Annotated in this window: 21 protein-coding genes; 11 read left to right on the top strand and 10 right to left on the bottom strand. The window is 63.6% G+C overall.

Annotated elements, in window-relative coordinates:
* Positions 1-3 precede the first annotated feature (3 nt).
* Positions 4-1818 (top strand): ABC-F family ATP-binding cassette domain-containing protein, encoded by a 1815-nt coding sequence (locus ACH79_RS29395; RefSeq protein ID WP_161854046.1) that lies wholly within the window; start codon positions 4-6, stop codon positions 1816-1818.
* A gap of 113 nt (positions 1819-1931) precedes the next feature.
* Positions 1932-3014: a D-TA family PLP-dependent enzyme gene (locus tag ACH79_RS29390; RefSeq protein WP_161854045.1), complete on the top strand. Its 1083-nt coding sequence runs from the start codon at positions 1932-1934 to the stop codon at positions 3012-3014.
* 87 nt (positions 3015-3101) lie between these two features.
* Here ACH79_RS29390 and ACH79_RS29385 read toward each other — a convergent pair whose 3' ends face one another.
* The 8 genes from ACH79_RS29385 to ACH79_RS29350 form a co-directional block, all read right to left on the bottom strand.
* The gene (locus tag ACH79_RS29385; RefSeq protein ID WP_161856637.1) at positions 3102-4331 is read right to left on the bottom strand and encodes a TIGR03862 family flavoprotein; all 1230 of its coding nucleotides are present in this window, start codon (positions 4329-4331) and stop codon (positions 3102-3104) included.
* A gap of 132 nt (positions 4332-4463) precedes the next feature.
* Positions 4464-5381 carry an SDR family NAD(P)-dependent oxidoreductase gene (locus ACH79_RS29380; protein WP_161854044.1) on the bottom strand — a complete coding sequence of 306 codons (918 nt, stop codon included), beginning with the start codon at positions 5379-5381 and terminating at the stop codon, positions 4464-4466.
* Between the two features lie 118 nt (positions 5382-5499).
* A complete protein-coding gene (locus tag ACH79_RS29375; RefSeq protein WP_057835201.1) occupies positions 5500-5979 on the bottom strand; it encodes a MaoC family dehydratase in 480 nt (159 codons plus the stop codon).
* Positions 5980-5982: 3 nt separating this feature from the next.
* Complete coding sequence (locus tag ACH79_RS29370; protein WP_161854043.1) at positions 5983-7713, bottom strand: AMP-binding protein; 1731 nt, start codon at positions 7711-7713, stop codon at positions 5983-5985.
* Between the two features lie 10 nt (positions 7714-7723).
* The gene (gene mmsB / locus ACH79_RS29365; RefSeq protein WP_161854042.1) at positions 7724-8611 is read right to left on the bottom strand and encodes a 3-hydroxyisobutyrate dehydrogenase; all 888 of its coding nucleotides are present in this window, start codon (positions 8609-8611) and stop codon (positions 7724-7726) included.
* Positions 8612-8644: 33 nt separating this feature from the next.
* Positions 8645-9718, bottom strand: coding sequence for an enoyl-CoA hydratase/isomerase family protein (locus ACH79_RS29360; RefSeq protein WP_161854041.1), 1074 nt, complete (start codon positions 9716-9718; stop codon positions 8645-8647).
* Positions 9715-10860, bottom strand: a complete 1146-nt coding sequence (locus tag ACH79_RS29355) for an isobutyryl-CoA dehydrogenase (RefSeq protein WP_161854040.1) — start codon at positions 10858-10860, stop codon at positions 9715-9717. Before ACH79_RS29355 ends, ACH79_RS29360 begins: the two co-directional genes overlap by 4 nt.
* A gap of 113 nt (positions 10861-10973) precedes the next feature.
* A complete protein-coding gene (locus ACH79_RS29350; RefSeq protein WP_161854039.1) occupies positions 10974-12470 on the bottom strand; it encodes a CoA-acylating methylmalonate-semialdehyde dehydrogenase in 1497 nt (498 codons plus the stop codon).
* Between the two features lie 103 nt (positions 12471-12573).
* Between ACH79_RS29350 and ACH79_RS29345 the strand changes: the two genes are divergently transcribed.
* Positions 12574-13488: a LysR family transcriptional regulator gene (locus ACH79_RS29345; RefSeq protein WP_161854038.1), complete on the top strand. Its 915-nt coding sequence runs from the start codon at positions 12574-12576 to the stop codon at positions 13486-13488.
* Between the two features lie 36 nt (positions 13489-13524).
* On the top strand, positions 13525-13929 hold the full coding sequence (locus tag ACH79_RS29340; RefSeq protein ID WP_161854037.1) for an Imm1 family immunity protein: 405 nt from the start codon (positions 13525-13527) through the stop codon (positions 13927-13929).
* A 169-nt stretch (positions 13930-14098) separates the two neighbouring features.
* Here the strand turns inward: ACH79_RS29340 and ACH79_RS29335 are convergent, their stop codons facing one another.
* Entirely contained in the window at positions 14099-14719 is a 621-nt protein-coding gene (locus ACH79_RS29335; RefSeq protein WP_161854036.1) for a TetR/AcrR family transcriptional regulator, read from the bottom strand.
* A 62-nt stretch (positions 14720-14781) separates the two neighbouring features.
* On the bottom strand, positions 14782-15318 hold the full coding sequence (locus ACH79_RS29330) for a PaaI family thioesterase (RefSeq protein WP_161854035.1): 537 nt from the start codon (positions 15316-15318) through the stop codon (positions 14782-14784).
* Between the two features lie 140 nt (positions 15319-15458).
* On the opposite strand from ACH79_RS29330, the gene ACH79_RS29325 reads away from it, so the two are divergent.
* From ACH79_RS29325 to ACH79_RS29300, 7 genes are all read left to right on the top strand, one after another.
* Positions 15459-16229: an enoyl-CoA hydratase gene (locus ACH79_RS29325; RefSeq protein WP_161854034.1), complete on the top strand. Its 771-nt coding sequence runs from the start codon at positions 15459-15461 to the stop codon at positions 16227-16229.
* A gap of 12 nt (positions 16230-16241) precedes the next feature.
* Complete coding sequence (locus tag ACH79_RS29320) at positions 16242-17639, top strand: FAD-dependent monooxygenase (RefSeq protein ID WP_202639060.1); 1398 nt, start codon at positions 16242-16244, stop codon at positions 17637-17639.
* 41 nt (positions 17640-17680) lie between these two features.
* Entirely contained in the window at positions 17681-17932 is a 252-nt protein-coding gene (locus ACH79_RS43215; RefSeq protein ID WP_202639059.1) for a hypothetical protein, read from the top strand.
* Positions 17929-18114, top strand: coding sequence for a DUF2783 domain-containing protein (locus ACH79_RS29315; RefSeq protein ID WP_161854033.1), 186 nt, complete (start codon positions 17929-17931; stop codon positions 18112-18114). Before ACH79_RS43215 ends, ACH79_RS29315 begins: the two co-directional genes overlap by 4 nt.
* Before the next feature lie 107 nt (positions 18115-18221).
* Entirely contained in the window at positions 18222-18446 is a 225-nt protein-coding gene (locus ACH79_RS29310; RefSeq protein ID WP_161854032.1) for a hypothetical protein, read from the top strand.
* Between the two features lie 20 nt (positions 18447-18466).
* Entirely contained in the window at positions 18467-19069 is a 603-nt protein-coding gene (locus ACH79_RS29305; protein ID WP_161854031.1) for a DUF4337 domain-containing protein, read from the top strand.
* A gap of 406 nt (positions 19070-19475) precedes the next feature.
* The gene (locus ACH79_RS29300) at positions 19476-20765 is read left to right on the top strand and encodes an MFS transporter (protein WP_161854030.1); all 1290 of its coding nucleotides are present in this window, start codon (positions 19476-19478) and stop codon (positions 20763-20765) included.
* Positions 20766-20799 lie beyond the last annotated feature (34 nt).

Genomic DNA, 20799 nt, shown 5'->3' with positions numbered 1-20799 from the left:
ACCATGGCGCCGCCGCTGATCCAGTTGAAAGATATTCGCCTGACCTTTGGCGGCACGCCGCTGCTGTCGGGCGTAGAACTGTCGGTTTCTGCAGGCGAGCGCGTCTGCCTGATCGGCCGCAACGGCTCCGGTAAATCGACGCTGCTCAAGATCGCCGCCGGCCTCGTCGAGCCCGACGGCGGCAGCCGCTTCGTGCAGCCCGGCGCCACCATCCGCTACCTGCCGCAGGAGCCTGATTTCGGCGAGCACAAGACCACGCTGGCCTATGTCGAGGCAGGCCTCGGCCCCGGCGACGATCATTACCAGGCGCGCTATCTGGTCGAACAGCTTGGGCTCTCCGGCGACGAGGACCCCGCGCATGTCTCCGGCGGCGAGGCGCGCCGCGCGGCGTTGGCGCGGGTGCTGGCGCCCTCACCCGACATCCTGCTGCTGGACGAGCCGACCAACCATCTCGATCTCCCGACCATCGAATGGCTGGAAGGCGAACTGGCGAGCCGGAAATGCGCGCTCGTCCTCATCAGCCACGACCGCCGCTTCCTCTCCAACCTGTCGCGTTCGACCGCCTGGCTCGACCGCGGCCAGATCCGCCAGATCGACCGCGGTTTTTCCGCGTTCGAAGCCTGGCGCGACGAGGTGCTGGCGGAGGAAGAGCGCGACCAGCACAAGCTCGACCGCAAGATCGTCAACGAGGAGCACTGGCTGCGCTATGGCGTCTCCGGCCGCCGCAAGCGCAACGTCAAGCGGCTCGGCAATCTGCATGCTCTGCGCGACCAGCGGCGCAATTACCGTGGCGCGACGGGGAATGCCAGCCTCGCCGCGGCGGAGGCCGACAAATCCGGCAAGCTCGTCATCGAGGCCAAGAACATCGCCAAGGCCTATGGCGATCGCACGATCGTCGAGGGCTTTTCGACCCGCGTCCAGCGCGGCGACCGCATCGGCATTGTCGGCCCGAACGGTGCCGGCAAGACCACGCTGGTTCATCTCCTGATCGGCAACGATCCGCCCGACTCTGGTACGATCCGGCTCGGCGCCAATATCGAGATGGCAACGCTCGACCAGCATCGCGAAAGCCTGGATCCGAAAGCGACGCTCGCCGAAGCCATGACCGGCGGCCGCGGCGACCATGTGATGGTGGGCGACAAGCCCAGGCACGTCATCGGCTACATGAAAGACTTTCTGTTCGCGCAGGAGCAACGCGGCACGCCGCTGGAGGCACTCTCCGGCGGCGAGCGCGGCCGGCTGATGCTGGCGCGCGCGCTGGCAAAGCCGTCGAACCTGCTGGTGCTGGACGAGCCGACCAACGACCTCGATCTCGAGACGCTTGATGTGCTCGAGGAAATGCTCGGCGATTACGAGGGCACGGTGATCCTGATCAGCCATGATCGCGATTTCCTGGACCGGGTTGTGACGTCAGTGATCGTGCCCGAGGGCAACGGCCGCTGGATCGAATATGCCGGCGGCTACACCGACATGCTGGCGCAGCGCGGCGAGGATTTGACACGAGAGGATGTGAAGGCGACGGCGATCGTTGAAGAAAAAAAGGAAGCTAAAGTTGCCGCCCCCGCTGCGGCGCCGAAGCGCCGGCTGAACTTCAACGAAAAACACGCGCTGGAGACGCTGCCGAAGACGATCGCAAAGTTGCAGGCCGAGATCGCAAAGCAGCAGAAGCTGCTTGACGATCCCGATCTCTACGCCAAGGATCGCAAGAAGTTTGATGCGGCCTCATCCGCCATTGCAAAAGCGCAGGAAGAGCTGTCGGCTGCGGAAGACCGGTGGCTGGAGCTTGAAGTTTTGCGGGAAGAGATCGAGCAGGCATAATGCGTAGGATGGTTGGAGCGAAGCGATACCCATCATGTTGCATGTTGCATCGACACGATTGATGGGTTTCGCTGCGCTCTACCCATCCTACGGACCCGAACAGAGAGAAGAGCATGACAACGCCCCTCGCCGCCAAAATCGCCCGTGAATACGGCACGCCCTGCGCCGTGATCGACATGGACCGTGTCGAGCGCAATATCGCGCGCATCCAGGTGGCCTGCGATACGGCCGGCGTCGCCAACCGGCCGCACATCAAAACCCACAAGAGCCCGCTGCTGGCGCAGATGCAGGTCGCGGCCGGCGCCAGGGGCATCACCTGCCAAAAAATCGGCGAGGCCGAGGTGATGGCCGAAGCCGGGATCGACGACATCCTGATCAGCTACAATCTGATCGGCGAGGAGAAGATGGCCCGCCTCGCCGCACTGCAGGCCAAGGCCAACATGACGGTCGCCGCCGACAATTCGACCGTGATCGCGGGCCTGCCGCAAGCCGCCGCTACATCAGGCCGCCCGCTTTCGGTCGTGGTCGAGTGCGACACCGGCCGCAAGCGCGCCGGCGTCGAGACGCCAGCGGAAGCGATTGCGCTGGCGCGCGAGATCGCGGCGTCCAAAGGGCTGCAATTCGCGGGTTTCATGCTCTATCCGACCGAAACCGGCTGGGCCGAGGCGCAGAAGTTCTTTGACGAAGCACTGGCCGGCGTCCGCGCGCATGGGCTGGATGCGACGATGGTTTCGACCGGCGGCTCGCCGAACCTGAAAAACCTCGGCAAGCTCAAGGGCGCGACCGAGCACCGGCCCGGCACCTATATCTACAACGACCGCATGCAGGTCGCGGCCGGCGTCGCCGAGTGGGATGATTGCGCACTCAATATCTATTCCACCGTCGTCAGCCGCGCCGGCCCGGACCGCGGCATTCTCGACGCCGGCTCGAAGACGCTGACGTCGGATCCCGGCGGCGGGCTCGACGGTTACGGGCTGATACTCGAGCACCCGGAAGCCAAGATCGCACGCTTTGCGGAAGAGCACGGCTTTCTCGACCTGTCCCGCAGCAACACGCGGCCTGTCGTCGGCGACGTCGTGCGCATCGTGCCCAACCATGTCTGCGTCGTGGTCAACATGATGGACGAGGTGGTGATGGTGCGCGGCGAGGAGATCGTCGGCGTGCTGCCGGTGGCGGCGCGGGGGAAGTTGCGCTGACTCGTCCGTGGGATGGGTAGAGCGAAGCGAAACCCATCAGGACTTGCCGGGCTGCACGATGATGGGTTTCGCTTCGCTCTACCCATCCTACGAATTGAGCCACTTCAGCGCGCCCTTCCCGGCCGCGGCACCCGTCGCAAACGACGCCTGCAGGAGATAACCGCCGGTCGGCGCTTCCCAATCGAGCATCTCGCCAGCGGCGAACACGCCCGGCAGGCGCTTGAGCATGAAATCGTCGTCGAGCTCGTCGAAGGCGATGCCGCCTGCGGTCGAGATCGCGCGCGCGATCGGCGCGATGCCGTTGAGCTGCACGGGCACCGCCTGGATCAAACGGGCCAGATCGCCGGGAGAGAGTGCGGCCAGCGACATCCCGGATGGTTTGGCAGCCTCCTGTAACAGGCCGATGGCGACGGGCGAGAGGTTGGCTGCCTTACGGAGAAAGTTCGAAAAAGACTGCTTGCCCTTCGCGGCCGACAATTTCGCGATCAGTTCGCCGGTCTCCACATCGGGACGCAAGGCGATGTTCAGCGTAGACCGTCCGTCGCGCAGGATGGCTTCGCGCAATTCGGCTGATAGCGCGTAGATCGCGCCGCCCTCGATGCCCGATCGTGTCACGATGGCTTCGCCACAAACGCTATGCGAACCAAAGTTCAACTCGATGCCCTTGAGCGGTTGGCCTTCGAACCGGTTTCGAAATATATCCGACCAGCTTACCGTAAAGCCGCAATTGGCCGGCCTGAGCGGGGATACACTCACGCCCCTTGCGGCGAAGATCTCCGCCCATGCGCCATCGGAGCCCAGCCGCGGCCAGCTTGCGCCGCCGAGCGCCAGCACGGTCGCGCCCGCCTCGACGGCGCGTGCGCCGTCCGGTGCTTCAAAGCGGAGGGAGCCCCGCTCGTCCCAACCGGTCCAGCGGTGACGTAGCACCAACTTTACGCCCTGCGAGTCCAGCCGCCGCAGCCACGCCCGTAACAAGGGTGACGCCTTGAAAGCTTTCGGAAACACCCGCCCGCTGGAGCCGACGAAGGTCTCCTGCCCTAGTGCCTCGCTCCAGTCGCGCAGTGCTTGCGGTGGGAATGCTTCGATGGCGGCTTTCAGATGCGGCATCGCTTCGCGGTAGCGTGCGAGGAATTGCGGCAATGGCTCGCTGTGCGTGAGGTTCAGCCCGCCGCGCCCCGCCATCAGGAATTTGCGGCCAGCGGACGGCATCGCGTCGTAGACGGTGACGTAAGCACCGCCCTGCGCGAGCACTTCGGCTGCCATCAGGCCAGCGGGGCCAGCGCCGATGATGGCGACGTGTTGTGCGGGTGAAGGCATGGCGAGAGTGTAGGCCGGATTGACGGTGCGTAGGGTGGGCAATGCGAAGCGTGCCCACCAATATTTACCGGCATTGAGGATGCATGGTGGGCACGGCGCGATGCGCCTTTGCCCACCCTACTAGTCCGCGCGTTACAGCTTAATTCCCGCCCTTGCCGCCGCCTGCGCCACATACTTCTGCGTCTGCTCGAACGCGCCCTGCAGTGCCTTCGCCTTCGACACGTCGTCGATCTCGGCAAAGTGTGCCGCGATCGCGTCCGGCGTCCAGTCGGACTGAGCGAGGTTGATGCCTTCGGTCTCGATGATCTTGATCACCGCGAATGAGCCGGCGCCGGCGCCCATGATGGTGCGGGTGGGCGCGTCCTCGCTCAGCAAAAATTCCACCGCGGGCGTGATCGCCTCCGGCTTCATCAGCTCCAGCGCTTGCGGCGGCAACAGCTCTTCCGTCATCCGGGTCGCCGCGGTCGGCGAGATCGTGTTGATGCGGATGTTGTTCTTGCGGCCTTCCTCGGCCAGCACGTTCATCAGGCCGACCATGCCGGCTTTCGCCGCGCCGTAATTGGCCTGGCCGAAATTGCCGAACAGGCCCGACGACGAGGTGGTCAGCACGATGCGCCCATAGTTGCGCTCGCGCATGCCCTCCCATACCGCCTTGCAGCAGTAAAATGTGCCGACGAGATGGACGTCGAGCACCTTGGCAAAGTCGGCGACGTCCATTTTTCCAAACGACTTGTCGCGGAGGATGCCGGCATTGGCGCAGAGCAGATCGACGCTGCCCCACTCCTTCGTGGCCCGCTCGACCATCGCCGTGACCTGCCCGAACTTCGAGACGTCGGCGCCGTCGGCCATGGCGGTGCCGCCGGCTTTGCGGATTTCCTCGACCACGGCTTCGGCCGGCGACAGCGAGCCGCCGGTGCCGTCACGCGCGCCGCCGAAATCGTTGACCACGACCTTGGCGCCGCGGCTCGCCAGGCCCAGCGCATGTGCCCGTCCCAGACCATTGCCCGCGCCAGTGACGATGGCGACGCGTCCGTCAAACCTGATTGCCATGAGTTGCGATTCCCGGATTCTCGTCATGCCCGGGCTTGACCCGGGCATCCATCAAAATTGAAGAGCTTTTTGATCAGTGATGGATTGCCGGGTCAAGCCCGGCAATGACGGCAGGAACTCAGTTGAAGTAAATCAGCCCGATCCAGTCGGCGACCAGCGCGGGCTTGTCCTCGCCCTCGATCTCGACGGTGACGTTGGTGCGCGACTGCAGTTCCTTGGGCTTGCGCAGCTTGGCTTCCATGAGCGTAAAGCGACCGCGGACCCGCGAACCGGCGCGGACGGGCGACAGGAAACGCAGCTTGTCGAAGCCGTAGTTGACGCCCATCGCCGTGCCTTCGATGACCGGCATCACCTCGTAGGACATGATGCTCATCAACGACATCGTCAGAAAGCCATGCGCGATGGTGTTGCCGAACGCGGTTTCCTTCTTCGCCCGTTCAGGATCGACATGGATGAACTGATGGTCCTCAATCACGTCGGCATAGACATTGATCCGGTTCTGGTCGATCAGGTGCCAGGACGACACCCCGATCTCCTTGCCGACCATGGCCTGATAGGCCTCAAACGAGACCGGCGGCTTCTTCCAGACTTCATTCATTGATCAGCTCTCCAACCCGGCGGTCCGCACCTTCTGCAGCTCCGGGAATTCATCCTCGCGGAACTCGGCGCCGCGCAACGCGTCCTCGCGGTTATTATCATGTTCGAGCCGGCGCAACTGCACGCGGCGGATTTTGCCGGAAATCGTCTTCGGCAGTTCCGTCACCAGCTCGATCTTGCGGATTCGCTTGAACGGCGCCAGCCGCGTGTGCAGGTGTTTGAAGATCGACAGCGCCGTCTCCGGCGTGCGTTCCGCGCCCGAGACCAGCAGCACATAGGCCTTCGGAATCGCGAGCCGGATCGGATCGGGGCTGGGCACGACGGCGGCTTCCGCGACCTGATCATGTTCCAGCAGCACGCTCTCCAGCTCGAACGGGCTGATGCGGTAGTCCGATGATTTGAAGACGTCGTCGGAGCGGCCGACAAAGGTGAGATAGCCCTCGTCATCGGCAAACACCACGTCGCCTGAACGGTAGAGATCGCCGTCGGCACCGCTCAGTTTGCCGTCTTCTCCCTGATAGCCCTGCATCAGGCCCGCCGGGCGGTCGGCGCCGAGCACCAGCGTCACCTCGCCCTCCTTGGTAACGTGGCCGTCATTGTCGGTGATCCGCACGCGGTAGCCCGGCAGCGGGCGGCCCATCGAACCGACCTTGACCTTTTGCCCGGGCGAATTGCCGGCCAGTGCCGTGGTCTCGGTCTGGCCATAGCCGTCGCGGATGGTCAGGCCCCACGCCGCCTTCACCTGGTCGATCACTTCCGGATTGAGCGGCTCGCCGGCGCCGCAGACCTCGCGCAGGCTGACCTTGAAGTCCGCGAGCTTCTCCTGAATGAACAGCCGCCACACCGTTGGCGGCGCGCACAGGGTGGTGACACCGCAGCGGCCGACGGTTGCGAGCAACGCCTTGGCGTCGAAGCGCGGCTGGTTGACCACGAACACGGTGGCCCCCGCATTCCATGGCGCGAAGAAGCAGCTCCAGGCATGCTTGGCCCAGCCCGGAGAGGAAATGTTCAGATGGACGTCGCCCGGCTGCAGGCCGAGCCAGAACATCGTCGACAGCGCGCCGACCGGATAGCTGCGCTGGCTGTGCCGCACCAGCTTTGGTTTTGCCGTGGTGCCCGAGGTGAAATAAAGCAGCATCGGATCGTCGGCATGGGTCGGCCCATCAGGCGCAAACGCTTTCGGCGCACTCTCCGCCCCTTCGAACGGCAGCCAGCCGTCGTGCTTCGACGTCGCGCCGACCACGATCCGCACCAGACTGTCGCCGCCGAGATTTGCAAACTTGGCAACCTGATCCTGCGTGGCGACCACGGCCCTCGCCTTGCCGCGATCGAGCCGATCGTGCAATTCATCTGATGTCAGCAGCGTCGTCGCAGGGATTACGACAACGCCAAGCTTCATCGCCGCCAGCATGGTCTCCCACAGCGGCACGACATTGCCGAGCAGCAACAGCAAATGATCACCGCGCCTCAAGCCCTGCGCGCGCAGGAAGTTGGCGACCTGGTTGGACCGGCGCGACAGCGTGGCGAAGGAAAGCTTTATTTCCTTGTCGCCGGGATCGACGATCCAGAGCGCGGTGCGATCCCGGCTGTCGGCATTGCCGGCGAGTTCCGCGTCGAACCAATCCAGCGCCCAGTTGAAGGGAACCGGGTCGGGCCAGCGAAACCCTTTCACGGCCGCATCGTAGTCGGTGCGGTGCTTGAGCAGAAAGGCGCGCGCTTCCTGAAAACTCGTCATCAGGTCTCCGTTATTTCCCAGCCAGGCTCCTAACGTGCTGGATAATACCGGAAAAATCCACCCCGCCATGGCCGGCGGCATCAAACGCCTTGTAGATCTCCTGCGCGTGCTTGCCGAGCGGCGTCACGGCGCCGGCGGCGTTCGCCGCGTCCTGCGCCAGCGTCAGGTCCTTCACCATCAGGTTGGAGGCGAAGCCCGGCTTGTAGCCGTTGTTGGCGGGCGAAGCCGGCACCGGACCGGGCACCGGGCAATAGGACGTCAGCGCCCAGCACTGGCCTGAGGAGGTCGAGGCGACGTCGAACAGCGCCTGATGCGACAGGCCGAGCTTTTCGGCAAGCGCAAAGGCTTCGCCGACGCCTATCATTGAGATGCCGAGGATCATGTTGTTGCAGATCTTGGCCGCCTGCCCGGCACCCGCACCGCCGCAATGCACGATCTTCTTGCCCATGTTTTCCAGCGCGGGCTTTGCCGCCGCAAACGCCTTGTCCTCGCCGCCACACATGAAAGTGAGCGTGGCGCCCTTGGCGCCGCCGGTGCCGCCCGATACCGGCGCATCGACCGACAGCATGCCGGACTTGGCGGCCAGCGCGTGCGCCTGCTTGGCGCTTTCGACATCAATGGTCGAGCAGTCGATGATCAGCGTGCCCTTGGCCATTGCCGGGACCACTTCGTTCCAGACCGACAGCACATGCTTGCCCGCGGGCAGCATGGTGACGACGACATCAGCGCCCTTGACGGAAGCGACCGAACTCTCGGCAATGGATGCGCCGTCCGCCTTGGCCTGATCGCGCGAGGCCGCGACCAGATCGAAGGCGGTGACCTTGTGGCCGGCCTTGACCAGATTGGCCGCCATCGGCCCGCCCATGTTGCCGAGGCCAATGAATGCGATATTTGCCATGATGTTCCTCCGCTGGGGCGTTTCTGTTTTGACTTATCGAAATTTCAGTTCGTCGGCGCCGATCTCGGCGAAGTAAGGCGCGATCATTGCCGGCGTCACGTCTTCAATGCGCGGCGGCGACCATTTCGGATTGCGGTCCTTGTCGATCACGGCGGCGCGCACGCCTTCGCGAAAATCGTCGCTGGCGAACACTTCCAGCGCGGCGCGATACTCCCGCACCAGGCATTCTTCCAGCGAGTTCGACTTGCGCGCCAGCCGCAGCAGCTTGAGCGTCACCACCATGCCGCGCGGTGACTTTTCGCTCAGCGTCTGCGACGTCGCTTGCGCGAAATCCGATCCGTCGCGCTGCAGCGCCGCGACAATGTCTTCCATGCGATCATGGGAGAACAGCGCATCGATCTTCGCCTGCTGCGCGGCCACCGGGCCAGCCGTCTCGCCGGTCGAGAAACCGTCGATCAGTTTTCGGACATCAGCCGACGTCGTGCCGGGCTGCACCTTCGTCAATGCCTCGCGCAAGGCCGGCAGTTTTGACGACGGCACCACCGTGTCGGCGAATTTTGCGTGAATGGCATCCGGGCCGTTCATGGTCTGCCCGGTCAGGCCAAAATAGGTGCCGATCTCGCCGGGCGACTGCGACAATAGCCAGGTGCCGCCGACGTCCGGAAAGAAGCCGAGGCCGACTTCAGGCATTGCCAATTTAGTCTTCTCGGTCACGACGCGGTGGCTGGAATGCGCCGACAGACCGACGCCGCCGCCCATCACGATGCCGTCCATGAAGGCGACATAGGGCTTTGGGAATTTCTTGATGCGGGCGTTGAGGATATATTCGTCGCGCCACAGGATCTTGCCGAGGTCGCCCTTGACCTTCGAGCTTTCCCAGAGCGCGCGGATGTCGCCGCCGGCGCATAGCCCACGCTCGCCCGCCCCTTCCAGCACGATCACGGCAATGGCGGGATCGGCCTCGAAGACGTCGAGCGCCTTGTCGACATCGTGGAACATCTCCAGCGTCACGGCATTGATGGCCTTCGGCCGGTTCAGGCGGATGATGCCGGCAAAACCTTCCTTGCGCGCGATCAGGTCGCCCTCTGCAACGGCCGCATCCGTCATCGCGCGCCCTCGATCATCTTGCGCGACACGATCAGCCGCATGATTTCGTTGGTCCCTTCCAGGATCTGGTGCACCCGCAAATCGCGGACGATTTTCTCGATGCCGTATTCGCTGAGGTAGCCGTAGCCGCCATGGAGCTGCAGCGCCTGGTTGGCGACCTCGAAACCGACATCGGTGCCGAAGCGTTTTGCCATCGCGCACAGCATGGTGGCGTCGGGGTCCTTGCGGTCGAGCGCCGCCGCCGCGCGCCACAGAAAAGTCCGCGCCGCCTCCAGCTCGGTCGCCATGTCGGCGAGGCGGAATTGCAGCGCCTGGAATTCGTCGAGGCGCTTGCCGAAGGCTTTTCGGTCCTTCATGTAGGCCAGCGACTTGTCGAGCGCGCTTTGCGCGCCACCGAGCGAGCACGCCGCGATGTTGAGGCGGCCGCCGTCGAGCCCGGCCATCGCGATCTTGAAGCCGATCCCCTCCTCGCCCAGCCGGTTCTCGACCGGCACGCGCGCGTTCTCGAAAATCACCGCGCGGGTCGGCTGCGCGTTCCAGCCCATCTTGCGCTCGTTGGCGCCGAGCGAGACCCCGGGCGTCTTGCCGTCGATGACGAGCGTCGAGACCCCGCCGGGACCATCGCCTCCGGTCCGCGCCATCACCACCAGCAGATCGGTGCCGCCCGCCCCTGAAATGAACTGCTTCTGGCCGTTCAGGACATAATGATCGCCCTCACGCACCGCGCGGGTTCGCAACGCTGCGGCATCCGAGCCGGCGCCCGGCTCGGTAAGACAGTAGCTTGCGATCAGCTCCATCGTGCAGAGTTTCGGCAACCACTTTTGCCGTTGGGTGTCGTTGCCATAGGCATCGATCATCCAGGACGCCATGTTGTGGATCGAAATGAAGGCCGACACGGTCGGGCAGCCCGTCGCGAGCGCCTCGAAGATCAGCGCCGCGTCGAAGCGGGTCATCGCGGAGCCGCCAACGTCCTCCTTGATGTAGATGCCGCCCATGCCAAGCGTGGCCGCTTCGCGCATCACGTCGACCGGAAAATGCTTCTCCTCGTCCCAGCGCAGCGCGTGCGGCGCGATCTTCTCGGCCGCAAACGCCCGTGCCATGTCGCGAATTGCGATCTGGTCCTCGTTGAGAGCGAACTGCATTCTGGGCTCATTCTTTCGTCATTGCGAGGAGCGAAGCGACGAAGCAATCCATTCGTCCTTTTCGCAATATGGATTGCTTCGCTGCGCTCGCAATGACGGGCTGGGCTACGCCATCACTTCATCAACGGGATCGAGAACTCCGCGCCCTCCTTGACGCCGGACGGCCAGCGCGAGGTCACCGTCTTGGTCTTGGTGTAGAAGCGGACCGAGTCCGGACCGTGCTGGTTGAGATCGCCAAAGCCCGACTTCTTCCAGCCACCGAAGGTGTAGTAGGCGATCGGCACCGGGATCGGCACGTTGATGCCGACCATGCCGACATTGACCTTGGCGGCGAAGTCGCGCGCGGCGTCGCCGTCGCGGGTAAAGATCGCGACACCGTTGCCATAGTCATGATCGGACGGCAGCGCCAGCGCCTCCGAATAGTCGTGGGCGCGCACGACCGAGAGCACGGGGCCAAAAATCTCTTCCTTGTAGATCCGCATGTCCTTGGTGACGTTGTCGAACAGCGAACCGCCGAGATAAAAGCCCTTCTCATAGCCCTGCATCTTGAAGCCGCGCCCGTCGACGGCGAGCGTGGCGCCTTCCTTGATGCCGATATCGATATAGCTCTTCACCTTCTCGACGGCTTCGCGCGTGACCAGCGGACCAAAGTCGGCGGACGGATCGACGGAGGTCCCGATCTTGAGCGACTCCACGCGCGGGATCAGCTTTTCCATCAGGCGGTCGGCGGCGGTCTTGCCGACGGGCACCGCGACCGAAATCGCCATGCAACGCTCGCCGGCGGAGCCGTAGCCGGCGCCGATCAGCGCATCGACGGTCTGGTCCATATCGGCGTCGGGCATCACGATGGCGTGGTTCTTTGCGCCGCCAAAACACTGCGCGCGTTTGCCGGTGGCGGCGGCGCGCTCATAGATATATTGCGCGATCGGGGAAGAGCCGACAAAGCCGACCGCACGGATGTCGGGATCGTCGAGGATCGCATCGACCGCTTCCTTGTCGCCGTTGACGACGTTGAGGATGCCGGGCGGCAGCCCCGCCTCCATCATCAGTTCGGCAAGCCGCATCGGCACGCCGGGATCGCGCTCGGAAGGCTTCAGGATGAAGGCGTTGCCGCAGGCGATCGCGGGCGCGAACTTCCACATCGGGATCATCGCCGGGAAATTGAACGGCGTGATGCCGGCGACCACACCCAAGGGCTGCCGCATCGAATAGATGTCGATGCCGGGGCCGGCGCCTTCGGTGTACTCGCCCTTCATCAGATGCGGGATGCCGCAGGCGAATTCCACGACCTCGAGGCCGCGCTGGATGTCGCCCTTGGCGTCGGGCACGGTCTTGCCGTGCTCGCGCGCCAGAAGTTCGGCAAGCTTGTCGTAGTCGCGCTGCACCAGTTCGAGGAACTTCATCATGATGCGCGCGCGGCGCTGCGGATTGGTGTTGGCCCATTCGGGCTGGGCCAGCGCGGCGTTCTCGACGGCCGCGCGGACTTCGGCCTTGGAGGCCAGCGCCACCTTGGCCTGAACCTCGCCGGTCATCGGCTCGAACACGTCGGCCGTCCGTCCGGACGTTCCCTTGACCTCTTTGCCGCCGATAAAGTGTCCGATTGAGCGCATGGATAATCTCCCTAAGGTCCCGCGTGGGATCGCTTTCGAGCCCCTTTTTGACCTGCATTTCTTAGGATACAAGTCCGATAAATTGCACCATAGATGTGCGGAAATGCTGGATCAAGGCGACCGTTCGATCGACTGGGATGACTTCCGTTTCGTCCTCGCCATTGTGCGCGGCGGATCGGTTTCCGCTGCCGCCAAGCAGCTATCGGTCGATCATGCCACCGTGATCCGCCGTGTCGACCGGCTGGAACGGCATCACTCCGCCAAACTGTTCGACCGCCGCAAGACCGGCTATCTCCTGACCGAAGCCGGCCAGCGCGTCGCCGACAGCGCGGAAGCGATGGAATCCACCATCGTCGCCAACCAGGAGGCGGTCGGCGGCTCCCGCGCCCAGCTCACCGGCACGGTCCGGATCGGCGCCCCCGACGGTTTCGGCAGCCACTTCCTGGCCGCGCGGCTTCTGAAGTTCACCGAGCGGTATCCCGATCTCGATCTGCAGCTCGTCGCCACCGCACGGCTGTTCAGCCTGTCGAAGCGGGAAGCGGATATCGCGATCAGCCTGACCATGCCCAAGGAAGGGCGGATCGTCGGGCGCAAGCTGCTCGACTACAGCCTCGGCCTCTACGCCGCCCCTGCCTATCTCGACCGCGCGCCGAAGATCGCCTCGCGCAGCGACCTGCCCGGGCACCGCTTCGTCGGCTATATCGAGGAACTGCTGTTCACCCCGGAACTGGATTACCTGCCCCAGGTCTCGCCGAAGATTTCCGCCAAATTCCGCAGCGCCAACCTGATCGCACAACTCAACGCCACCATCGCAGGCTTCGGGATTGCGGTGCTGCCGCACTTCATGGCGACGGCGCATCCGGAATTGCGACCGGTATTGCCTGATGAGGTCAGGATTTCGCGCACGTTCTGGATGCTGATGCATGCCGACAGCAAGGACCTGGCGCGCATTCGCGCGGTGGCCGATTACATCTGCGAGACGGTGGAAAGCGAGCGGGCGCTGTTTGGCGGAAGGTGAGCCGTAAGATGGGCCTAATCTAGCTAGCGGAGCGAAATGGCGGATCTTTCGATCAGCGTTCACGACGCCGAGCCGGCCGCCCGAATTTCAACGCCAACCGAACTTGAAAGAGTGATCCGCCTTGCCAGCGAGGAGGCGCGGGCACGCAAGATGCTCAACATCATTATCCTCGAAGCGGCCAACGGTAACCATCTCTCGTTCGTCGTGGGCGGCGATGACACCGTCCTCTCCTTCACCTATGGCCACCGTAATCCGCCGTACTATGCGAGCCGCGGCGCTCAGGCGAGCACGCATCCAATCATGACTTGCTACGTGGGGCTGGTTCACCACACGGAATTTGCGCGAGAATACGTCATCTCTTTCGAGCGGGGATTGACTGCTGTCCAAGAGTTCGCCGAGTCCGGGGCCCTACCACAGTCAATGGAATGGATGGAAACATGACGGCACTGCGCTTGCGACTCGTGCTCCGCCTCAGATGGAAAGGGTGAGCACCTTAGTGACGCAATGCGCCCTAGGGTGGGTTAGGCGAAGCCGTAACCCACCGCGGACGTGCCGCATGTCGAGACTTTCGGCGGGTTACGCTGCGCTAACCCACCCTACAATCTACAATTCAATTCGCCTTCGCCCGTGCCTTCTTCGCCGCTGGCTTTGCCGCAACCGCGCGTCCGAGCGCCGCCTCGCGGCCGGCGAGAAGAATCTCCTCGGAAAGCTCTCCGCTGCCCGCCACGCGCGACATTACCAGCGTGCCCATCATAGTCGCCAGCGTTCCCATCGCCTGCTTGCGCGCGGTCTTGCGCGGCACGTCCGGAATCTGGTCGGCCATCACATCGATCAATTGTTCCAGCTTGGCGGAAAAGGCTCTTCGTGTTTTTGCGCTTTCCCGGGCAATCTCGGCGCCGAGCGTGGGCACCGCGCAACCGCGACCGGGATCGTCGCGATGCACCGTCGAGACGTAGGAATCGACGATCGTCGACAACCGCTTCTCCGGCGGGGTTTCAGCGGCGATCTTGCGCCAATGCTCGACCGAGCGGTCCATCGCGTAGGCAAAGGCCTCGATCACCAGCGCCTCGCGGGAATCGAAATGCGCGTAGAAACCGCCATGGGTCAGCCCCGCCTCCTTCATCAGGTCGGCGACGCCGATGCCGTGGGCGCCCTTCTCGCGAAGCCGCACCGAGGCCTTTTTCACGATCCGTGCGTGGGTCTCCTGCTTGTGCTCTTTCGAATAGCGCATTGACGCGTCCCATTAAATGTCCGTGGTCATATAATAGCAGTTGTGCGCGGGAAATGCTGCATCTATTTCGCGTTTCCACCTGGTATCATCGAGAAGGTCGCGGTTGCGTGCACTGCAAGATCGCCGACGCCGTCGCGGACGAAGCCTTCGGCATAACTGGTCTGGCGGCCGAGCTTTACCACTTTGCCTTCCGCCGCGATCGTGCCTGAACGCACCGATAACGGCCGCAGAAAGGTCAGCTTGAGGTCCAGCGTGACGGAGGTCTGCCCGGCAGGCTGCATAGTTGCAATGGCACAACCCATGGCGGTATCCAGTAACGCCGCTGATGTCGCGCCATGGAGCAGGCCGATGGTATTTTCGAGGCTCTCGTGCGGATCGAGTTCCATTACGATGCGGCCGGGCTCTGCAACGGCCATCCGGAAGCCGATCAGCCGGGCCATCGGCGGCGGTGGCATGATGCCGTCCCGGATCGCGCACATCGTCTCCAGACCGGACATGCCGGCGGCTGCTTTCGCCACCGGCCCGGGCGCCTGCCAGTCCACCACCCGCTGCCTTCGCGCGGTTGCCGAGAAGAGATCGACGGTATCAGCCATAGTCATGGCAGCCCCCTTTGAATGATGATCGTCATTTTATACGGAAGACCTCCCGCGCGCAACGGCCCTGCCCACCTGCCCTTGACAAGCCGGCGCAATGTCCCGGAAGTGGCGTCACCATCCAAAACAAGGCCCGGAAAAACAAAATGGAAATGCTCAATCCCCATTGCGGCATCGACCGCGACGGCAGAGGCGTCGTTCGGCTCTCGATCTGCAATGCGGGCAGCCTCAATATCCTGTCTTCCGCGGTCACCAACGGCGTCCGCGAGGGGTTTGAGAAGCTCGCCACTGAGCCCGATATCCGCGCGGTGATCCTGGCCGGCCAGAGCGAGAAGAGCATGATCGGCGGCGCGGACATCAAGGAGATGGCGAAGCTCGATCAGAAATCCGCGGAAGCTTTCATCACGCGGCTGCGCGACCTCTGCGAGGCCGTGCGCCAGTTTCCAGCGCCGGTGATCGCGCGACTGCCGGGCTGGTGCCTCGGCGGTGGCCTCGAAGTCGCCGCCGCCTGCGATTTCCGGATCGCCGCCCACGACGCCAAATTCGGCATGCCGGAAGTGCGCGTCGGCATCCCCTCGGTGATCCACGCTGCGCTATTGCCGCGGCTGATCGGTTGGGGCCGCGCCCGCTGGCTGGTGATGACGGCCGAAAATATCGACGCGCCCACCGCGCTCGCCTGGGGCCTGGTCGACGTAGTCGCGAAGGAAGGCGGGCTCGATGCCGCGGTCGAGCATACGGTGAACGCGCTCCTCGAATGCGGACCCGAGGCGTTGCGCATCCAGAAGGCGCTGTTGCGGCAATGGGAGGAGTTGCCGTTGACCGAATCCGTCAATTTGAGCGTCGGCGTGTTCGGGCAGTCCTTTTTGACCGGCGAGCCGCAGCGGTTGATGGGGGAATTTCTCGCCCGCAAGAAATAGACGGAGGGAGGTATGAGGCCTGCCGGCAAGGGACCGCTGGAGTCGCTCTATTTCGACTATCCGCGCTTCGCGGCGCGGCGCGTCCCCGAGCTTGACGGCGTCACGGCTCGGCATCCCGTCCTGATCGTGGGGGCCGGCCCGATCGGCATGACGGCGGCGCTGGTGCTGGCGCGGTACGGCATCAGGAGCGTGCTGATCGATCGCAAGGACACTTTTAATGATGGCAGCCGTGCGATCTGCATCGCGCGGCCGAGCATGCATATCCTGGAGCGAGTCGGCGCGGTCGCACCGTTTGTCGAGAAGGCGCTCGGCTGGCGGTTCGGCCGCAGCTACTACCGCGGCGAGCAGATTTTCCGGCTGGAGATGCCGCAGCCGCCGGGCGAAAAATATCTGCCGATGTACAATCTGCAGCAGCAGTACATCGAGAAATTCCTGCACGATGCGGTGGCCGCCAACAATCTCATCGACATGCGCTGGCAGAGCGAATTATCCGGCCTCGAGCGCCAAGTAGATGGTATTTCTGCCCGCATTTCATCGCCGGAGGGGGATTACTTTCTCGACGCTCTCTATCTGCTGGCCGCCGACGGTGCACGCTCGCCAATCCGGTCGATGCTCGGGCTTCGCTTGAAAGGTGACAATTACGAAGGCCGGTATGTGATCGCCGACATCCGCATGGACCATGATTTTCCAACCGAGCGTCGGGCGTTCTTTGAACCGAGCGGCAATCCCGGCGGCACGGTGCTGATCCACAAGCAGCCGGACGATATCTGGCGCGTGGACTATCAGCTTCGGGAAGGTGAGAGCGAGGAAGAAGCCCTGAAGGAGGAGAATATCCGCGCACGCGTCAGTGCGATCCTTGCCGATATCGGCCACACAAAACCGTGGGAGCTGGAATGGTGGAGCGTCTATTCCGCCAATACCTTGTGCCTCGATGATTACCGGCACGAGCGGGTGTTCTTCATCGGCGATGCCGCGCATATCGTGCCGATTTTCGGCGTGCGCGGACTGAACAATGGTCTCGCGGATGCCGAAAACATCGGCTGGAAGCTTGCGCTTGTGCTCCATGGCGAGGCTGACGACCGGCTGCTCGACAGCTATTCGCCGGAGCGGCGCGGCGCCACGCTCGATGTGTTCGCCAACGCCACCAAAAGCACGCGCTTCATGACGCCGCCGACGCGCGGCTGGCGGCTCGCGCGCGAGGCTGCGTTGTCGCTCAGCTTGAAGCACGAATTTCCGCGGGGACTGGCCAATCCGCGCCAGATGCAGCCCTACACCTATTCGGACAGTGTGCTGAACCCTATGCCGCACGCGATGCAGCCTTTGCCGGCGGGCCAGCCTGCGGCAGTGTCGCGTCGAACGCTGGGCTGGCCGACGGAAGCTACCTGCTCGACTACGCCGGCCATGGCCTGACGGCGATCCTGTTCTGCGAGGCACAACCCACCGCCGAACAGTTGGCATCGATCGAACATCTCGGCCGGATCGACAAGCGGTTCGCAGCCATTGTCGTGGGCTCACAGACCTCCATATCCGGCGCAAAGACAATCGCTGATCATGGCGGGGAAATCGCCCGCCTGTTTGCTGCAGCACCCGGCACGCTCTATCTGCTGCGGCCGGACCTGCACATCGCCGGGCGATGGAAGGCGGCTGTCCCCTCCGAGATCCTGAGAACCGCAGGCATTTGCCTGGGAAGCGAGATGCCATGAGCGCGATGCCGTTTGAAGACTTCGAGACCGCCTACGAGACGCTGGCGAAGGCGATCGATATGGCCGGGCCCGACCGCGAGGCGCTGTTCCTGACCCGGCTTGCGCTGGTGCTCGGCCACGAGGTCGGCGATATCGCGGTCTTCAGGAAGGCCATCAAGACGGCACTCGAGGACCTGGAATAGGACGTGTACTCACTAGCCGACTGAAAAGAACGGAGTGGTCGGATAGCCAGTATCCGCGGTTGGAGGTGAAGCGCGGGCCTCGAGGGCTGAAACTGGGATGTCTGCCAATGCCGTTTGTATTGGCCTTGTGGCTGGCCTGTTTCGACCTCATATTGGTCGACTTCTCTCCCGTAAAGGTGACGCTTGAACTGAAGCATCCGAACGTTTGCGTAAACCTTGACCATCCCTTTCGTATGACCCATCGCGCCTGCCGCATTTTTGCGAAACAAATCAACGTGCTCGTGCGTCGCGATGGTGACATAACGCTGTTGTTTATGGTGCCTGCCCTTTAGGAGCAAGGAGGAGCTGATCGATGAAAGCCGAAGACGCCGCCGACATGATGGATCAGGAGAAGGAGAACGACCGCTTCAAGCAGCGCGCGGCGGTCGGCATCGCCATTCTGGCGATGCTGCTGGCCATCACCGGGCTTGGCGGCGCCAACGCCGGCAAGGAGGCGACCAACAACAACATCTATGCCGCGAACCACTATGCCTTCTACCAGGCCAAGAACATCCGCCAGACCGACTACAACCTCGCGGCCGACGCGATCGAACTGGCGTTCCTGCAGGACGGAAGCCTCAACGCCGAGGCCAGGACGGCCCTGAAGGCAAAAGCGGACGCCTATCGCAAGACGGCGGCACGCTACGAGTCCGAGCCCGAGACGCAGGAGGGCAAGAAGGAATTGATGATGCGGGCCAAGGACTACGAGAGCAGGCGCGACCATGCGCTGAAGCAGGATCCCTACTTCGACTATGCCGAAGCGCTTCTGCAGATCGCCATCGTGCTGATCTCGGTCTCGATCGTCGCGACGCTGCCCTGGCTTGCGATCGTCGGCAGCATCGTCGGTGCCGCGGGTGGCCTGCTGATGGTCAACGGCTATACACTGGCGATAGAGATACCGTTTCTGGCAGCATAGAGGTCCGAACGCACGCTGCGCCGGTCGGATGGTGGTGCGCAGCGTGTCGGATATTCTGATCCGCTGTCCTACGACTGGAAAGCCCGTGCATTCCGGCTTGGACACTGAGACGGTGAACTTTGACACGCTCCCGAACGTCGCGCTTTCGAACGCTCCCATTGCGGGGAGTGCATTTTTGGAGGCCAATGGATGCTCGGGTGTGGCACGGAGGCAAGCCGCTACAGCGCTAAACTGAGGCCGCTTCAGTTGGCGGGTTCTTTCACTTCGCGAATGTCACCTGTTGGGCGCATATTGTTGTGCATGTCTTGAAACGAGGGAAGTGTGACATTCAAGTCATGCCATCATCACGATAGAATGCGCAAAAGCAAATCAGGCAAACCGCCCCAACAGAAATTCCTGAGGCCCAATGATCTCGAACTGGTTGTCCGCCACCCTCGCCCGCCGCAACATTCACTATGGCTGGGTGATGGTCGCCGTGACCTTTCTCACCGCCCTGATCTCTGCCGGCACCGTCGGCGCTCCCGGCGTTTTCATCGTGCCCCTACAGAAGGAATTCGGCTGGACCACGGCGGAGATTTCCTCGGCGCTGTCGATCCGCTTCATCCTGTTCGGGCTGATGGCCCCGTTCGCCGCCGCGCTGATGAACCGTTACGGCCTGCGCAATGTGACGCTGCTGGCGCTGCTGATCGTGGTGTCTGGTCTCGTCGCGTCGCTGGCGATGACGCAGGTCTGGCAATTGATGCTGCTGTGGGGCGTGGTGATCGGGATCGGCACCGGGATGACGGCGCTGGTGCTGGGCGCAACCATCGCCGCGCGCTGGTTCCTGGCGCGGCGCGGCCTCGTCGTCGGCATTCTCACCGCCAGCGTTGCCACCGGGCAACTCGCCTTCCTGCCGCTATTGGCGAGCCTGACCGAGGCCTATGGCTGGCGGCCCGCGCTGGCGCTGGTGTGCGTGATGCTGAGCGTCGCTGCCTTCGCCGTGCTGATGACTATGCGCGACCGGCCGAGTGATGTCGGCCTGCGGCCGTTCGGCGATGAAGGCACCGAGCCGCTGCCGGCGCCGCCGCCCAACACCACCCCGATCATGGCGGCAGCGCTGGGCACACTGCGCGATGCCTCGAAGTCGGGCGTGTTCTGGATCCTGTTCGCCACCTTCTTCATCTGCGGCGCTAGCACCAACGGTCTGGTCCAGGTCCACCTGATCCCGATGTGTCTCGATTTCGGCATTCCGCAGGTGCAGGCGGCAAGCCTGCTGGCTGCGATGGGCATTTTCGATTTCGTCGGCACTATCGCCTCGGGCTGGCTGTCCGACCGCTACGATAATCGCAAGCTATTGTTCTGGTACTACGGACTGCGCGGCCTGTCGCTCTTGCTCCTGCCCTTCTCCGATTTCACGCTGTACGGCCTGTCGCTGTTTGCGATGTTCTATGGGCTCGACTGGATCGCGACCGTGCCGCCGACGGTGAGGCTAACCGCGCAGCGGTTTGGCGCCGAGCGCGCCAACCTCGTGTTCGGATGGATATTTGCCGGGCATCAATTAGGCGCGGGTGTCGCAGCGTTCGGTGCCGGATTGTCGCGGACGATGTTGCAGAGCTACCTGCCCGCCTTCTTCGTCGCTGGCGCGCTCTGCATCGTCGCCGCGCTGATTGTCCTGGCGATCTCGCGGCCGAAGCCGGTGGTAGCAGCGGCGGCATAACAACTGCCGTAGGGTGGGCTGAGCGAAGCGAGCC

Source organism: Bradyrhizobium sp. CCBAU 051011 (assembly GCF_009930815.1).
Classification (GTDB): domain Bacteria; phylum Pseudomonadota; class Alphaproteobacteria; order Rhizobiales; family Xanthobacteraceae; genus Bradyrhizobium.
This window is presented reverse-complemented; position numbering and strand designations above follow the sequence as displayed.

Bases quoted from the DNA above. Each gene is read 5' to 3' on its own strand.
- ACH79_RS29395 (WP_161854046.1), top strand. From the start codon at position 4: ATGGCGCCGCCGCTGATCCAGTTGAAAGATATTCGCCTGACCTTTGGC.
- ACH79_RS29390 (WP_161854045.1), top strand. From the start codon at position 1,932: ATGACAACGCCCCTCGCCGCCAAAATCGCCCGTGAATACGGCACGCCC.
- ACH79_RS29385 (WP_161856637.1), bottom strand. From the start codon at position 4,331: ATGCCTTCACCCGCACAACACGTCGCCATCATCGGCGCTGGCCCCGCT.
- ACH79_RS29380 (WP_161854044.1), bottom strand. From the start codon at position 5,381: ATGGCAATCAGGTTTGACGGACGCGTCGCCATCGTCACTGGCGCGGGC.
- ACH79_RS29375 (WP_057835201.1), bottom strand. From the start codon at position 5,979: ATGAATGAAGTCTGGAAGAAGCCGCCGGTCTCGTTTGAGGCCTATCAG.
- ACH79_RS29370 (WP_161854043.1), bottom strand. From the start codon at position 7,713: ATGACGAGTTTTCAGGAAGCGCGCGCCTTTCTGCTCAAGCACCGCACC.
- mmsB (WP_161854042.1), bottom strand. From the start codon at position 8,611: ATGGCAAATATCGCATTCATTGGCCTCGGCAACATGGGCGGGCCGATG.
- ACH79_RS29360 (WP_161854041.1), bottom strand. From the start codon at position 9,718: ATGACGGATGCGGCCGTTGCAGAGGGCGACCTGATCGCGCGCAAGGAA.
- ACH79_RS29355 (WP_161854040.1), bottom strand. From the start codon at position 10,860: ATGCAGTTCGCTCTCAACGAGGACCAGATCGCAATTCGCGACATGGCA.
- ACH79_RS29350 (WP_161854039.1), bottom strand. From the start codon at position 12,470: ATGCGCTCAATCGGACACTTTATCGGCGGCAAAGAGGTCAAGGGAACG.
- ACH79_RS29345 (WP_161854038.1), top strand. From the start codon at position 12,574: ATGCTGGATCAAGGCGACCGTTCGATCGACTGGGATGACTTCCGTTTC.
- ACH79_RS29340 (WP_161854037.1), top strand. From the start codon at position 13,525: ATGGCGGATCTTTCGATCAGCGTTCACGACGCCGAGCCGGCCGCCCGA.
- ACH79_RS29335 (WP_161854036.1), bottom strand. From the start codon at position 14,719: ATGCGCTATTCGAAAGAGCACAAGCAGGAGACCCACGCACGGATCGTG.
- ACH79_RS29330 (WP_161854035.1), bottom strand. From the start codon at position 15,318: ATGACTATGGCTGATACCGTCGATCTCTTCTCGGCAACCGCGCGAAGG.
- ACH79_RS29325 (WP_161854034.1), top strand. From the start codon at position 15,459: ATGGAAATGCTCAATCCCCATTGCGGCATCGACCGCGACGGCAGAGGC.
- ACH79_RS29320 (WP_202639060.1), top strand. From the start codon at position 16,242: ATGAGGCCTGCCGGCAAGGGACCGCTGGAGTCGCTCTATTTCGACTAT.
- ACH79_RS29315 (WP_161854033.1), top strand. From the start codon at position 17,929: ATGAGCGCGATGCCGTTTGAAGACTTCGAGACCGCCTACGAGACGCTG.
- ACH79_RS29310 (WP_161854032.1), top strand. From the start codon at position 18,222: ATGCCGTTTGTATTGGCCTTGTGGCTGGCCTGTTTCGACCTCATATTG.
- ACH79_RS29305 (WP_161854031.1), top strand. From the start codon at position 18,467: ATGAAAGCCGAAGACGCCGCCGACATGATGGATCAGGAGAAGGAGAAC.
- ACH79_RS29300 (WP_161854030.1), top strand. From the start codon at position 19,476: ATGATCTCGAACTGGTTGTCCGCCACCCTCGCCCGCCGCAACATTCAC.